The organism is Blastococcus sp. SYSU DS0541, assembly GCF_054050875.1.
The window spans coordinates 361383-376570 of sequence record NZ_JBJHAD010000001.1; the positions used below are offsets into that span (position 1 = coordinate 361383).

The 15188-nt window shown below is 74.9% G+C and carries 12 protein-coding genes; 8 read left to right on the forward strand and 4 right to left on the reverse strand.

Translation table 11 applies throughout. The features are described from left to right. Positions 1–43 precede the first annotated feature (43 nt). Positions 44–718 carry an ACT domain-containing protein gene (locus ACI794_RS01670; protein WP_456579113.1) on the reverse strand — a complete coding sequence of 225 codons (675 nt, stop codon included), beginning with the start codon at positions 716–718 and terminating at the stop codon, positions 44–46. Positions 719–887: 169 nt separating this feature from the next. Between ACI794_RS01670 and gatC the strand changes: the two genes are divergently transcribed. The 3 genes from gatC to gatB are packed head-to-tail and all read left to right on the forward strand — an operon-like array spanning position 888 to position 4227. After that, positions 888–1205, forward strand: a complete 318-nt coding sequence (gatC, locus tag ACI794_RS01675; RefSeq protein WP_456579112.1) for an Asp-tRNA(Asn)/Glu-tRNA(Gln) amidotransferase subunit GatC — start codon at positions 888–890, stop codon at positions 1203–1205. Then, a complete protein-coding gene (gene gatA / locus ACI794_RS01680) occupies positions 1202–2731 on the forward strand; it encodes an Asp-tRNA(Asn)/Glu-tRNA(Gln) amidotransferase subunit GatA (RefSeq protein WP_456602186.1) in 1530 nt (509 codons plus the stop codon). Before gatC ends, gatA begins: the two co-directional genes overlap by 4 nt. Beyond that, a complete protein-coding gene (gatB, locus tag ACI794_RS01685; RefSeq protein ID WP_456602187.1) occupies positions 2728–4227 on the forward strand; it encodes an Asp-tRNA(Asn)/Glu-tRNA(Gln) amidotransferase subunit GatB in 1500 nt (499 codons plus the stop codon). Before gatA ends, gatB begins: the two co-directional genes overlap by 4 nt. A gap of 87 nt (positions 4228–4314) precedes the next feature. Here the strand turns inward: gatB and ACI794_RS01690 are convergent, their stop codons facing one another. Next, positions 4315–5445, reverse strand: coding sequence for a PQQ-dependent sugar dehydrogenase (locus ACI794_RS01690; protein WP_456602188.1), 1131 nt, complete (start codon positions 5443–5445; stop codon positions 4315–4317). A 73-nt stretch (positions 5446–5518) separates the two neighbouring features. Here ACI794_RS01690 and ACI794_RS01695 point away from each other — a divergent pair, with 73 nt between their 5' ends. Then, on the forward strand, positions 5519–6463 hold the full coding sequence (locus ACI794_RS01695) for a 2-hydroxyacid dehydrogenase (RefSeq protein WP_456602189.1): 945 nt from the start codon (positions 5519–5521) through the stop codon (positions 6461–6463). Here the strand turns inward: ACI794_RS01695 and ACI794_RS01700 are convergent. After that, positions 6457–6843, reverse strand: coding sequence for a PH domain-containing protein (locus ACI794_RS01700; protein WP_456602190.1), 387 nt, complete (start codon positions 6841–6843; stop codon positions 6457–6459). The two genes, ACI794_RS01695 and ACI794_RS01700, sit on opposite strands and share 7 nt — an antisense overlap. Positions 6844–6866: 23 nt before the next feature. Beyond that, positions 6867–7685, reverse strand: a complete 819-nt coding sequence (locus tag ACI794_RS01705) for a helix-turn-helix transcriptional regulator (RefSeq protein WP_456602191.1) — start codon at positions 7683–7685, stop codon at positions 6867–6869. Positions 7686–7779: 94 nt separating this feature from the next. Here ACI794_RS01705 and ilvD point away from each other — a divergent pair, with 94 nt between their 5' ends. The 4 genes from ilvD (at position 7780) to ilvN (ending at position 15144) form a co-directional block, all read left to right on the forward strand. Next, positions 7780–9504, forward strand: a complete 1725-nt coding sequence (gene ilvD, locus ACI794_RS01710) for a dihydroxy-acid dehydratase (RefSeq protein ID WP_456615551.1) — start codon at positions 7780–7782, stop codon at positions 9502–9504. Between the two features lie 68 nt (positions 9505–9572). Continuing rightward, on the forward strand, positions 9573–12404 hold the full coding sequence (locus ACI794_RS01715) for a putative bifunctional diguanylate cyclase/phosphodiesterase (protein WP_456615552.1): 2832 nt from the start codon (positions 9573–9575) through the stop codon (positions 12402–12404). A 234-nt stretch (positions 12405–12638) separates the two neighbouring features. Then, positions 12639–14522, forward strand: a complete 1884-nt coding sequence (locus ACI794_RS01720; RefSeq protein ID WP_456602193.1) for an acetolactate synthase large subunit — start codon at positions 12639–12641, stop codon at positions 14520–14522. Between the two features lie 94 nt (positions 14523–14616). Then, on the forward strand, positions 14617–15144 hold the full coding sequence (gene ilvN, locus ACI794_RS01725; RefSeq protein WP_091933248.1) for an acetolactate synthase small subunit: 528 nt from the start codon (positions 14617–14619) through the stop codon (positions 15142–15144). Positions 15145–15188: the final 44 nt, after the last annotated feature.

Consider the following 15188-nt stretch of genomic DNA (forward strand, 5'->3'; position numbering starts at 1 on the left):
CGGCCGCCCTCTGCGGGCGGCCCGGCCTCCAGCAGCGAGGGCGTCAGGCCGGCGGGAGGTGGGCGACCGTCGTCGCGATGCCGGTGACGTGGGCCAGGCGGAGGAGCTCGGACCGGCGGAAGGCCGGGCCGCCGGAGCGCCCGAGCACGATCGCCCGGCCGGCGCCGTAGGGCACCGCCATCATCTCGATGGCCATCTCCTGCCACCGCTCGGGCAGCCACGGCTCGTCGCTGGGCAGCAGCCGCGGCCCCGCCAGCGGCAGCCACGGCAGGGTCAGCCCGAGGAAGGCGGGCGCGGCGTCCGACGCGGCGAGCACCGCCCGCTCGGCCAGGGGGGCGGGCTGGCCGGAGTCGTCGAGGACCACCGCCCAGCCGCTGTGGAACACGCGGGGGAGCGAGTCGGTGAGCAGCTCGGTCGGCGGCCGGTCACCGCGCGCCAGCGCGTCCAGCAGGTCGAGCTCCCGGTGGGTGTCCAGCGGCCCGGCGAAAGGGCGCAGCGACTCCACCTGCACCCCGGGCACGGTCTGGGCCGCGGTGATCAGGCTGTCGGGCAGCCGGTCACCGGGCAGGTCCACGACGACGTCGTCGACCGCGATGCCGTTGCCCCGTTCCAGCACGTCCAGCGACACGATGTCGATCCCCGCCGTGCCGAGCGCCGTGGCCACGGCCCCGAGGACGCCGGGGCGGTCGGGCACGACGAGGCGCAGGAGATAGGACACGGTTCCTCCGGGGGAGTGCTCGCCGGTTCGGGCCGATCTCCGTCGATCGCGGTCGGGGGCAGCCTCTCACGCTGACCAGCGCCGGGAGGGCTGCACGTACAGTGACCCGGTCACGTCCCGGTCCGAGAGCGGGCCGCCGGGCACTGCCGAAGTGGAGTTCCACCGCAGCATGAGCACCCCCTCCCCGAAGGGCCAACTGACCCGTGACGAGGTGGCGCACCTCGCCCACCTCTCCCGGCTCGCGGTGAGCGACGAGGAGCTGGACCTCTTCGCCGGTCAGCTCGCCGCCGTGCTGGACGCCGTCGCGCAGGTCGGCAAGGCCGACGTCGCCGACGTGCCGCCGACCACGCACGCGGTGCCGATGACCAACGTCATGCGCCCCGACGTCGCCCGGCCCAGCCTGCCCCGCGACGTCGTCCTCGCCGGGGCCCCGGCCGCGGAGGACGACCGCTTCCGGGTCCCGCGCATCCTGGGGGAGGAGGCGTGACCGCCACCGACCTCACCACCACCAGCGCCGCCGCGCTCATCGAGGCGCTTCAGTCGGGCGACCTCAGCTCCGTGGAGGTGACGCGCGCCTACCTCGACCGGATCGAGGCGCAGGACGCCACGATCGGCGCCTACCTGCACGTCGACGCCGACGCCGCGCTTGAGTCCGCCGGCGCCGTCGACGACGCCCGCGCGGCCGGCGCCGAGCTCGGCCCGCTGGCCGGCGTCCCGCTCGCCCTCAAGGACGTCGTCGTCACCGAGGGCGTGCCCACCACCAGCGGCTCGCGCATCCTCGAGGGCTGGCGACCGCCGTACGACGCCACCCTGGCCGCCCGGCTGAAGGCCGCCGGCACGGTGCTGCTCGGCAAGACCAACATGGACGAGTTCGCAATGGGCTCCTCCACCGAGAACTCGGCCTACCGGGTCACCCGCAACCCCTGGGACACCGACCGCATCCCGGGCGGCTCCTCGGGCGGCTCCTCGGCCGCGGTCGCCGCCGGCCTCGCCCCGTGGGCCATCGGCACCGACACCGGCGGGTCGATCCGCCAGCCGGCCGCCGTCACCGGGCTGGTCGGCCACAAGCCCACCTACGGGTCGGTCTCCCGGTACGGGCTCATCGCCTTCTCCTCCAGCCTCGACCAGGCCGGCCCCATGACGCGGACGGTCCTGGACGCCGCGCTGCTGCACGAGGCCATCGCCGGGCACGACCCGCTGGACTCCACCAGCATCGACGCGCCGGTGCCCGTGCTCGCCGAGGCCGCTCGCCGCGGCGCCGGGGGCGACCTGTCCGGCCTCCGGGTCGGCGTCGTCACCGAGCTCGGCGGGGACGGCCACACCGACGGGTACGACCCCGGTGTCCTGGCGCGCGTCGCCGAGGCGGTCGCCCTGCTCGAAGGCATGGGCGCCGAGGTCCGGCAGGTCTCCTGCCCTGCCTTCGACCTGGCCCTGCCGGCGTACTACCTGATCGCGCCGAGCGAGGCGTCGTCCAACCTGGCCCGCTTCGACGGCGTCCGGTACGGCGTGCGGGTCGGCGACGACGGCAGCCGCGACCTCGACGAGGTCATGGCGCTGACCCGGGAGCAGGGCTTCGGTCCCGAGGTCAAGCGCCGCATCATCCTCGGCACCTACGCGCTGTCCAGCGGCTACTACGACGCCTACTACGGGCAGGCGCAGAAGGTCCGCACGCTCATCACGCGTGCGTTCACCTCCGCCTGGGACGACGTCGACGTGCTGGTCAGCCCGACCAGCCCCACGGTCGCCTGGTCGATCGGCGCCCGCGTGGACGACCCGATCTCCATGTATGCCGCCGACCTCTGCACGCTGCCGGCGAGCCTCGCGGGCGTCCCGGCGATCTCGGTGCCGTGCGGCCTCTCCGAGGGGCTGCCCGTCGGCTTCCAGATCATGGCGCCGGCCCTCGCCGACGACCGCTGCTACCGCGTCGCCGCCGCGCTGGAGGCGGCTCAGGACGCCGCCCGCGGGCACGCGCTGCTGGCCGCGATCGGCTCGAAGGAGAACGCCCCCTCATGACCGACACCCTCGTGGACTTCGACGAGGTCCTGACCCGCTACGAGCCGGTCATCGGCCTGGAGACCCACGTCGAGCTGGGCACCGCGTCGAAGATGTTCTGCGGCTGCTCCACGACCTTCGGGGCCGAGCCCAACACCCAGACCTGCCCGGTCTGCCTGGGGCTGCCGGGTTCCCTGCCGGTGGTCAACGCCGACGCCATCGAGTCGACCATCCGCATCGGCCTGGCGCTGGGCTGCCGGATAGCGTCCTGGTCGCGGTTCGCCCGCAAGAACTACTTCTACCCGGACATCCCCAAGGGCTTCCAGACCAGCCAGTACGACGAGCCGCTGTGCACCGCCGGTCACCTGGACGTCGAGGTCGACGGCGAGACCCACCGCGTCGAGATCGAGCGGGTGCACATCGAGGAGGACACCGGCAAGAACCTGCACGTCGGTGGCGCCACCGGGCGCATCCACGGCGCCGACCACTCGCTGGTCGACTACAACCGCGCCGGCATCCCGCTCGTCGAGATCGTCACCCGCCCGATCCCGGGGACCGGCGCCAAGGCGCCGGAGGTCGCGAAGGCCTACGTCACCGAGCTGCGGGAGATCCTGCTCGCCCTCGGGGTCTCCGAGGTCCGGATGGAGCAGGGCAACCTGCGCTCGGACGTGAACACCTCGCTGGCGCCGATCGGCAGCCTGGAGTGGGGCACGCGCACCGAGACCAAGAACGTGAACTCGCTGCGCTCCGTGGAGCGTTCGGTGCGCTACGAGATGCGCCGGCAGGCCGCCGTCCTGGACGCCGGCGAGCGCGTGGTCCAGGAGACCCGGCACTTCCACGAGGACACCGGCTCGACGTCCGAGGGGCGCAGCAAGGAGGAGGCGACCGACTACCGGTACTTCCCCGAGCCCGACCTCGTGCCGATCGCGCCCGACGAGGAGTGGATCGAGAAGCTCCGCGCCGCCCTGCCCGAGCTCCCGGCGGCCCGCCGGGCGCGGCTCTCCGACGAGTGGGGCATCTCGCCGACGGAGATGGGCTGGCTGGTGAACGCCGGCGCCGTCGAGCTGGTCAGCGACACCGTCGCCGCCGGCGCCTCGCCGAGCGATGCCCGGAAGTGGTGGCTCGGTGAGCTGGCCCGCCGGGCCAACGACGCCGGGACGGAGCTGGGTGAGCTGGCCGTGACCCCGGCGCAGGTCGCCGAGCTGATCGGGCTGGTCTCCGCCGGCACCCTCAACGACCAGCTGGCGCGGCAGGCGCTGGACGGCGTGCTGGCCGGCGAGGGGGACCCGGCGGCGGTCGTGGAGTCCCGCGGGCTGGCGGTCATGGGCGAGTCCGACGAGCTCGTGGCCGCGGTCGACGCCGCCATCGAGGGCAACCCCGACGTCGCCGAGAAGGTGCGCGGCGGGAAGGTCCAGGCGATCGGCGCGCTGGTCGGGGCGGTCATGAAGACCACCCGCGGCAAGGCCGACGCCGCCACCGTCAAGCGCATGCTGGAGGAGCGCCTGGTCGGCTCCTAGCCCTGACCGGGTGGAGCTGCCGGCGGGGCGGCTGCGGGAGCTGAGCCGGCGGGCGCGCGTCGTCCACCGGGTCCGTGCGCCGACCCCTCAGAGCGGGGAGTTCGGCTGACCGCCGGGCGGGCGGATCCGTAGCACCTTGTCGTCGTCCTCGGCGGGGGAGCCGGCGTCGTCACGGTTCGACGTCGTCACCCAGAGCGCGCCCTCGGCGTCCAGGACGACGGTGCGCAGCCGGCCGTACCGGTCGCCGAGCACCTCGTCGACGGCACCCTCGATCGGGACGCCGCTCTCGTCCAGCGTGACCACGTGCACCTGCTGCCCGTCCAGCGCGCCCAGGAACACCGTGCCGTTGGCGACCGCGCAGCCGCCCAGGCCGCCCTCCTCGGCGGGGATGGTCAGCAGGGGGACGCCCACGCCCTCCTCCTGCACGCGGTCGACCTCGTCGGGGCCCTGGCGCGCCTGGTCGGTCGCGTACACCCGGTCGCCGTCCTGGCAGAGCGCCGTGACGTCGCGGTAGCCCCAGCTGTGCACCGGGTCGCCGCCGTCGGCGCCACGGCCGAAGACGTCGATGCGGAGCACCTTGCCGGCCAGCGACGCCGGGTCGGCCGCGAGCGCGGCGTCCCCGGTGTCACCGGTGCCGACGTAGAGGTGGCCGTCGGCGCCGGTCATCAGGCCGCCGCCGTTGCCGGTCGCACCGCGCGGGATGCCGGTGAGCACCGGGTTCGGCGTCCCCCCGATCGGGAACCGCACGACCCGGTTGTCGGTCGCCGTGGTGACGTAGGCGAACAGCAGCCCGTCCTCCGCGAACGTGGGGGAGAGGGCCAGCCCCAGGAGCCCGCCGTCGCCGCTGGTGTCCAGCCCCGGCAGGGTCATGAGCTCCTTGGCCGGCGACCGGTCGGGGAAGACCTGCAGCAGGCGCCCGGTGTCCCGCTCGCCGACGATGGCCGTGCCGTCGGGCAGCAGCACCAGGCCGGTGGGCACGCTGAGGTCGGTGGCGACCACGTTCGGATCGCCCTCCTCCTCGCCGGAGCCCGGCTGCGCCGGGTCCGCGGGCGGCGGCAGGGTCTGCGTGGGCGGGCCCACCTGCGGCGGCGGCCCCTCGGGCAGCGGCCGGAACGGGCCGGCGGGCTCGTAGCCGCCGCCACCGCAGCCGGCGAGCAGCAGGGCGGCGAGCACGGCGGCGACCGCCCGCGGTGCGCCCCCCGCCCTCGTCGGCCTCACCCGGCCCAGAGTACGTGCGGTGGACGGGCGGCCGGCCCGCGCGCGCGGAGGCGGGGCTGGCTAGCGTGAGGCGGTGACCACCCTGGAGCTCGCGGCGGACGAGACGCTGCACGTGCTGGTCCCGTCCCGCCGGCTGGCCGACGCGGTCGAGGCGCTCTCCCCGCGGGTGCGGGCCCACCGGGTGCCGCCGGCGGAGGGGCCGCCCCGCGGGGAGCCCGCGCAGGCCCAGGTCTGGGTGGCCGGCGGTGGCTCGGCCGCGCCGCCCGACGGCTTCCTCGACGCGCTCCCGCGGCTGCGGCTGGTGCAGCTGACCAGCGCCGGCGCCGAGGGCTTCGCGGGGCGGATGCCCGAGGGCGTCGTCCTCTGCAACGCCCGCGGCGCGCACACCCCGGCCACCGCCGAGTGGGTGATGGCGGCGACGCTCGCGGCCCAGCGCGGGCTGCCGTTCTTCGTCCGCGAGCACGACGCCGGCCGGTGGACCTTCACCACCCAGCACTCCCTGGTCGGCGCGCGGGTGCTGGTGATCGGTGCCGGCGACATCGCCGCGACGGTGGGCCGGATGCTCGAGGGGTTCGACGTGCGGCTCACCTACGTGGCCCGCCGCCCGCGGGAGGGGGTGCGCACGGTGGCCGAGCTGCCCGAGCTGCTGCCCGAGGCCGACGTCGTCGTGCTGCTCGTGCCCCTGACGCCCGAGACCACCGGGATGGTGGACGCGCGCTTCCTGGCCGCCATGCCCGACGGCGCCCTGCTGGTGAACGCCGCCCGCGGGCCGGTCGTGGACACCGCGGCGCTGCTGGCCGAGCTCGCCTCGGGGCGCCTGCGCGCCGCGGTCGACGTCACCGACCCCGAGCCGCTCCCCGAGGGCCACCCGCTCTGGCGCGCGCCGAACCTGCTGCTCACCCCGCACATCGGCGGCGAGGTGCCGGGGACCCGGGAGCGGGCGACGGCGGCGGTCACCGAGCAGATCGGCCGAGTCCTCGCGGGCCGGCCGCTGGAGAACGTCGTCGGCGACTACTGACCCGAAGGGCGGGCGGAGGGGTCGGCGAGGCGGCCGCCCGAGGCGGCGGCCAGGCGCGGCAGGTCCCGCACCCGCAGCACGGGGAGGCGGACCTCGGTGCCGGCCGTCGTCACCAGCCACAGCCTGCCGCGCTCCCCGAGGCGGATGCCGGAGAGCTCCGGCCAGGCCACCGTGCGGGATCCGAGCAGCGAGCGCGCGGTGATCCCGTCCTCGCCGACGTCCACCCCGGCCCGCAGCACCCACGCGGTCACCACGGCGGGGATCAGCAGGAGCAGCAGCGTCCAGGCGCTGACCAGCGCCGTGGGAAGGACGCAGAGAGCCAGCAGGACCACGGGGATGAGCGCGCTCCGGGTCATGCGGAAGCGGCTGGGAGGGCTCACGGACGTCGATCCTCCCAGACCGCTCAGCCGGCGAGCCGGGCCAACCGGGCGGCGCTGTCCGCCTGGGCCGCGGTGTAGACGACCAGCTGCAGACCCGGGGCGTCGGCCGGGGTGAGCTGGTGGTGCTCGAGGACCAACGTGCCCACCTCCGGGTGCTCGAACCGGCGCTCGGTGGACGTGAACCGGTCGACGTCGCGGCTCGCCCACCCCTCGCGGAACGTGGGGCTCGCCGCCTTCAGCCGCGTCACGAGGTCCGCCACCTCCGGGTCGGCCAGCCGGGGACCGACCTCCGCGCGGAACTGGGCGAGGAAGCGCCGGCTGTCGGTGGTCCAGTCGCCGAGGAGCCGGCGCACGGCCGGATCGGTGAAGACCAGCCACAGCAGGTTCCGGTCCCCGGCCGGCACCCGGGCCACTCCCGGGTACAGGCGGGCGTAGGCCGCGTTCCAGCCGGCGATCGACCAGCGCGAGGTGATCGCGTACGCGGGCGAGGCGCCGAGGGAGTCCAGCAGCCGCTGCAGGTGGGCGGGCATGGCGTCGACCGCCTCGTGGGTGCGCACCGGGTCGTTGCCGGAGAGCCGCAGGACGTACTCGCGCTCGGCCGCCGACAGCTGCAGCGTGCGGGCGAGGGCGTCCACCACCTGCGGGGACGGCCGGATGTCGCGCCCCTGCTCCAGCCACGTGTACCACGTGTGGCTCACCCCGGCGAGCAGTGCCACCTCCTCCCGGCGGAGGCCGGGCGTGCGCCGGTTGCCACCGGAGGGGAGGCCCACCGCCGCCGGGGCGAGCTGCCGCCGTCGCGAGGTGAGGAACTCGCCCAGCTCCCGGCGTGCGGCGACGGTCATGCGCTCCCCGTTCGGTCGCGGCTCGGTGGTGGTACCCGTACTAGTACCACGGCAGTCTCCGGGATGTCGGACCCGCGGCCTAGCATCGCTTCCCGTGACGATCGGCGAGGACCTCATCCCCGGAAACGAGCCCGCGGGCGCGACCCACAGCCCGCTCAAGCCCCGCAGCCACGAGGTGACCGACGGGCTGGCCAAGGCCCCGGCGCGCGCGATGCTGCGCGCGGTCGGCATGGGCGACGAGGACTTCGCCAAGCCGCAGATCGGCGTGGCGTCCTCCTGGAACGAGATCACCCCGTGCAACCTCTCGCTGGACCGGCTGGCCAAGCGAGCCAAGGAGGGCGTGCACGCCGCCGGTGGCTTCCCGCTGGAGTTCGGCACCATCTCCGTCTCCGACGGCATCTCCATGGGTCACGAGGGCATGCGGGCCTCGCTGGTCTCCCGCGAGGTGATCGCCGACTCGGTCGAGACGGTCATGTTCGCCGAGCGGCTGGACGGCTCGGTGCTGCTGGCCGGCTGCGACAAGTCGCTCCCCGGCATGCTCATGGCCGCCGCACGGCTGGACCTGGCCAGCGTCTTCCTCTACTCGGGCTCCACGCTGCCGGGCAAGCTCGGCGACCGTGATCTGACCATCATCGACGTCTTCGAGGGCGTCGGCGCGTGCGCCCGCGGGCTCATCACCCAGGACGAGCTCGACGCGATCGAGCGGGCGGCCTGCCCGGGCATGGGCTCGTGCGGCGGCATGTACACCGCCAACACGATGGCCAGCGTCGCCGAGGCGATCGGCATGGCGCTGCCGGGCAGCGCCGCGCCGCCCGCCCCCGACAGCCGCCGCGACGCCTACGCGGTCGCCTCCGGCGAGGCGGTGGTCAACCTGCTCCGCAAGGGCATCACCTCCCGGCAGATCATGACCCGCGAGGCGTTCGAGAACGCCATCACCGTCGTCATGGCGCTGGGCGGCTCGACCAACGCCGTCCTGCACCTGCTCGCCATCGCCCACGAGGCCCAGGTCGAGCTGACCCTCGACGACTTCAACCGCATCGGCGACCGCACCCCGCACCTGGCCGACGTCAAGCCCTTCGGCAAGTACGTCATGACCGACGTCGACCGGGTCGGCGGCGTGCCGGTCGTCCTGCGCGCGCTGCTCGACGCCGGGCTCCTGCACGGCGACACGCTCACCGTCACCGGGAAGACGATGGCCGAGAACCTGGCCGACATCGCCCCGCCCGACCTCGACGGCACGATCGTGCACGCCATGAACGACCCGATCCACCGGACCGGCGGTCTGAGCATCCTGCGCGGCTCGCTCGCCCCCGAGGGCGCGGTCGTGAAGTCCGCCGGCTTCGACGCCGACGTCTTCGAGGGCACCGCCCGGGTGTTCGACGGCGAGCAGGGCGCCATGGACGCCGTCACGGACGGCACCTTGCAGCCCGGCGACGTCGTCGTCATCCGCTACGAGGGCCCGCGCGGAGGCCCGGGCATGCGGGAGATGCTCGCCGTCACCGGGGCGATCAAGGGTGCGGGGCTCGGCAAGGACGTCCTGCTGCTGACCGACGGCCGGTTCTCCGGAGGCACCACGGGCCTGTGCATCGGGCACGTCGCACCCGAGGCGACCGACGGCGGCCCGATCGCCTTCGTGCGGGACGGCGACCGGGTCCGGCTGGACCTGACCACCCGGACCCTCGACCTGCTCGTCGACGCCGACGAGCTCGCCCGCCGGGCCGAGGGCTGGGAGCCGCTCCCGCCGCGCTACACCACCGGTGTGCTCGGCAAGTACGCCAAGCTGGTCGGGTCGGCGGCGCAGGGCGCGATCTGCGGCTGACACCCGATCGGGTGAGGCCGGGGCGGGGCGGAGTCCACAGCCCCGGCCGGGGTGCCGACCAGAGGGTCGTGGACCTGGCCGCGCAGCGACGGGACGACGAGGCTGCGGCCCCGGCCGTCCCGCTGCCCGCCGTCCCCCCGTTCGCCGCCCCGCCGCGCACCGGCTCGGCCCCCGGGCTCCCGCCTGCCGCGTCCCCGGCGGAGCGGCGCGAGTCGCGGCTCCTCCACGTCCTCCTCGCCGTCCTGGCCGTGTCCGGGGCGGCCGTGGGGCCGGCCCTGGGCGCGGCCGCCGCCGCGGGGCTGTTCAGCGTGCTGCTGGCGGTCGGTGCCCTCGCCACCGCCGCCGTCGTCGTCCGGCACGCGGCCCGGCTGGACCGCACCGCGCGGCGGCCGTGGCAGGCGTTCTCGGCGGTCGCCGTGCTGCTCGCCGTGGGTCGCCTGGCGAGCGTCGTGGACGGCGGGGCGGGCACGGTCGCGCACGCCGCGCAGGTGCTGGCGCTGCCCCTGGGGCTCGCCGCGTGCTGGCTGCTCCTGCCGCCGCGGAGCGAGCGGGCCGGTGTGCGGGAACTCCTCGACGGCGCCATCGTGGTGATCGCGGGGCTGCTGCTCGCCGGCCTGGTGCTGTCGCGGTCGGGTGCCCCCAGCGGCGGCGGGTACGTCGCGGTGCTGCACGCGATGGGCTACCCAGCCGGCGGCGCGCTGCTCTGCGCGGTGGCGCTCCTGACCGTCTCCCGTGCGCCGGCGTCCCGCCGAGAGCCGGCGGTGTGGCTCCTGGTGTCGATGCTCGCGACCGCGGGCATGGCCGTCGTCGGGGCGCTCACCCGGGTGCTGGGCGAGACCCCCTCCGAGCTGCTCGTCAGCATCGCCTGGTCGGCGATGCTGGCGGCCGCCGTCCGGGCCGTCGACACCGATCGCGGGCACCACCGGGAACCCCGCCAGGACGCCGACGGCCTGCCGCTCTTCGGGCTCGCCGTCAGCCACGCGACCGCCTACGGCGTCGCGGGTGTGGTCATCTGGTTCCTCGTCACCGGGCACTCGTTCACGACGCCCGAGCAGGTGGCGATCGGGGTGCTGGTCCTCTGCACCTCGCTGCGCAGCCTGGTCTGGGTCGTCGACGGCGGCCGGCTCACCCGCCGGCTCCAGCGGGCCGAGGCCTACTTCCGGGCGCTCGCAGCCAGCGCCGAGGACGTCACCGTGGTGCTGGACGGCGACGGTCGGGTGCGCTGGGTCTCCGGCGCGGCCGACGGCCAGCTCGGCTGGTCCGAGCGGGAGCTGACCGGCCGCCGGCTGGCCGACCTGGCCGACCCCGACGACCGCGCGGTGCTCGAGGGCGTCCTGCGCGGGGGCGTCCCCGCGGGCCCTGCCGCCCTGCCGCCCACCGTCCGGCTGGCCACCCGCGCCGGCGACCACCGTGACGTCGAGCTGTCGGGCGCCGCCCGCGCCGGCATCCCGGGGAGCGCGCTGGGCTCGGGTCTGGTGCTGCACCTGCGCGACGTCACCGCCCGCCGGTCCACCGAGCGCGAGCTCGAGCGGATGGCCTACACCGACTACCTCACCGGCCTGCCGAACCGGGCCCGGTTCCTCACCGCCCTCGAGGACGCGCGGGCAGCGGCCACCGAGGGCCGCCCGGGCTGCGTGCTGCTGGTCGACCTCGACGGCTTCAAGGCCGTGAACGACGTGGCCGGTCACGACGCCGGCGACCAGCTGCTGGTCCAGGTGGCCGACCAGCTGCGCTCCGGGGCGCGGGAGCAGGACCTGGTCGCCCGTCTCGGTGGCGACGAGTTCGCGCTGCTGGTGCCCGGCGGCCTGGAGGAGGCCACCGGGCTGGCCGAGCGGCTGGTCGTGGCCCTCGACCGGTCGTTCCAGGCGCCGTCCCCCGGCGGGGAGGGCGCCGGTCCGCGATTCGTGGTCTCGGGCAGCATCGGCCTGGCCGAGCTGGACCCTGCCGCGGAGGCGTCCGCGACCGTCCGCCAGGCCGATCTCGCGCTGCGCGCCGCGAAGGCCGCGGGGAAGCGCTGCGTGCGCTCCTCGGGCGAGGCGATCGACGAGGCCGTGGGACGGCGCACCCGGCTGGCCCGCGACCTGCCCGCGGCGCTCGCCGAGGGGCAGCTGCGTGTGCTGTACCAGCCCGTCGTCGGCGTGCACGACCGCCGCGTGCTGGGCCTCGAGGCGCTGGTGCGCTGGGAGCACCCGCTGCTGGGCACCGTGCCCCCGGACGAGTTCATCGCGCTGGCCGAGGAGGACGGCCTGATCGTCCCGCTCCAGCGCTGGGTGCTCGGGGAGGCGACCGAACGGGCGGCCGTGCTGCTGGCCGACGGCTGGGACGTGCAGATGGGCGTCAACGTGTCGGTGCGCCACCTGCAGGCCGGGTGCCTGGCCCCGGACGTGGCCGCCGCGCTCACCGCCGCCCGGCTGCCCGCGAGCAAGCTGATCCTGGAGATCACCGAGTCCGTCCTCCTGGACGTGCACGACGGGGTGCTCAGCGACCTGGAGACGCTCCGTGGCATGGGCGTCGTCCTCTCGCTCGACGACTTCGGCCAGGGGTGGTCGTCGCTGGCCTACCTGGCCCGGTTGCCGGTGCAGATCCTGAAGATGGACCGGGCCTTCGTCGCCGGCATCGACACCGACCCGCGCGGTCGCGCGCTCGTGGCCAGCGTCGTGGAGCTCGGCCGCGCGCTCGGGATGGACGTCGTCGCCGAGGGTGTCGAGACCGAGGCCCAGCTGGCCGAGCTGCAGGCCATGGACTGCCGCTACCTCCAGGGCTACCTGTTCGGCAGGCCCATGCCGTTCACCGAGCTGCGGGCGCTGCTGGCGAGCTTCGACGACTCGGTCCTGGACGTCCCGCAGCCGAGCCGCTCGAAAATGGACCGGGGTGTCCACCTAGTGGGACGCGACGGTTGACGACGGGCCGCCTGCGGGCGCACAGTGTCCCCGTGCCTCGCACCAGCATGCTCGCCGACGCCCGAACCCACGGCGTCCTCGTAATCGCCTAGCGCGTCCGGTCACCGACCGACGCGCTGACCCTTCGTGCCTGCGGCACGAGGGGTTTTTTGTTGGCCGTGATCCGCCGCACAGCGAGCACGCCGCCCGTCGCACCAGCCCGTACCACGCCGCAAGGCACAGGAGACCCGCGCGATGACCAGCACCCCCCACGAGGCCCCCGACCCCGAGGCCACCACCCGCGAGGCCGCCGCGTCGCTGACCGGCGTCGAGACCACGGCCCGCTCGGTCGCCGAGGCCGCCGCCCAGCCGGCCACCGGCATCACGGGCGCGCAGAGCCTCGTCCGGTCCCTCGAGGCGGTGGGCGTCGACGTGGTCTTCGGCATCCCCGGCGGCGCGATCCTCCCGGCCTACGACCCGCTCTTCGACTCCCACGTGCACCACGTGCTGGTCCGCCACGAGCAGGGCGCCGGCCACGCCGCCACCGGCTACGCCCAGGCCACCGGCCGCGTCGGGGTCTGCATGGCGACGTCGGGCCCGGGCGCGACCAACCTGGTCACCCCGCTGGCCGACGCCTACATGGACTCGGTCCCGATCGTCGCGATCACCGGGCAGGTGCCCAGCGCCGCCATCGGCACCGACGCCTTCCAGGAGGCCGACATCCGCGGCATCACGATGCCGGTCACCAAGCACAACTTCCTGGTCACCAGCGCCGCGGAGATCCCGCAGCGGATCGCGGAGGCGTTCCACCTGGCCGCCACCGGCCGGCCCGGCCCGGTCCTGGTCGACATCCCCAAGGACGTCCTGCAGGCGACCACCGACTTCTCCTGGCCGCCGCGGCTGGACCTCCCCGGCTACAAGCCGACCACCCGCCCGCACGGCAAGCAGGTGCGCGAGGCGGCGGCGCTCGTCGCCGGCGCCCGCCGGCCGGTCCTCTACGTCGGCGGTGGCGTGCTCAAGGCGCGGGCGACCGACGAGCTGGCCGCGCTGGCCGAGCTGACCGGGGCGCCGGTGGTCACCACGCTCATGGCCCGTGGCGCGTTCCCGGACAGCGACCCCCAGCACCTGGGCATGCCCGGGATGCACGGCACCGTCGCGGCGGTCACCGCGTTGCAGAAGGCCGACCTGATCGTCGCGCTGGGCGCGCGCTTCGACGACCGGGTGACCGGGGAGCTGTCCAGCTTCGCGCCCGAGGCACAGGTCATCCACGCCGACATCGACCCGGCCGAGATCGGGAAGAACCGCAAGGCCGACGTCCCGATCGTGGGCGACGCGAAGGAGACCATCGCCCAGCTGGTCGAGGCGCTGCGCGCCGAGCACGCGGCCGGCCGCACGCCGGACCTGGCGGCCTGGTGGGCCCAGCTGGACGACTGGCGCGAGCGCTACCCGCTCGGCTACGACTGGCCCGAGGACGGTGCGCTGTCGCCGCAGTACGTGATCGAGCGGCTCGGCGCCATCTCCGGGCCGGAGGCGATCTACACCTCCGGCGTCGGCCAGCACCAGATGTGGGCCGCGCAGTTCATCAAGTACGAGCTGCCGGGCACCTGGCTCAACAGCGGGGGCCTCGGGACCATGGGCTACGCCGTGCCCGCGGCGATGGGGGCCAAGTACGGCCGCCCCGAGGCCACCGTCTGGGCCATCGACGGCGACGGCTGCTTCCAGATGACCAACCAGGAGCTCGCCACCTGCGCGATCGAGGGGATCCCGGTCAAGATCGCCGTCATCAACAACGGCAACCTCGGCATGGTCCGGCAGTGGCAGACCCTCTTCTACGAGGGCCGCTACTCCAACACCAAGCTGCACGCGCGGAACGCCGACGGCACCCCGAAGCCGGTGCGCATCCCCGACTTCGTCGCCCTCGCCGAGGCGCTGGGCTGCGTGGGCCTGCGGTGCGAGACCAAGGAGGAGGTCGACGCGGTCATCCAGAAGGCGATGGAGATCGACGACGCCCCGGTGGTCATCGACTTCGTCGTGGGGGCCGACGCCCAGGTGTGGCCGATGGTGGCCGCGGGCGCCAGCAACGACGCGATCCTGGCCGCGCGCGACCTGCGCCCGGTCTTCGGCGACGGACAGGTGTAGGGCCCCCTCCCTCCGCACCACCTCGCTCCGCTCGGCGGTGGGCCCCCGGGAGGGGGCCGCCGCTGGTGACGACTTCCTGGAAAGGAACCGTGAGATGTCGCGCCACACCCTGTCGGTCCTGGTCGAGAACAAGTCGGGTGTCCTGGCCCGCGTCTCGGCGCTGTTCAGCCGCCGCGGGTTCAACATCGAGTCCCTCGCCGTCGGGCCGACCGAGAACCCCGACCTGTCCCGCATGACGATCGTCGTCGACGCGGAGAGCCAGCCGCTCGAGCAGATCACCAAGCAGCTGAACAAGCTCATCGAGATCATCAAGATCGTCGAGCTGGACGGCGAGGCCGCCGTGCAGCGCGAGCTCCTGCTCGTGAAGGTGCGCGCGCCGATGGCCGAGCGCACCCAGGTGCTGCAGACCGCGGAGCTCTTCCGGGCCCGCGTCGTCGACGTCAACCCGGACACGGTGACGCTCGAGGCGACCGGGACGCCCGACAAGCTGCAGGCGCTGCTGGCGGTGCTCGCACCGCTCGGCATCAAGGAGATGGCCCAGTCGGGGACCGTGGCCCTGGGCCGGGGCCCGCGCGCCATGAGCGGCGCCGGTACCTTGCGGCCGGTCGAGCGCACCGCCTGAACCCCTACCGCACTCGTACAGACCAACCGAAGGGAACAACCACA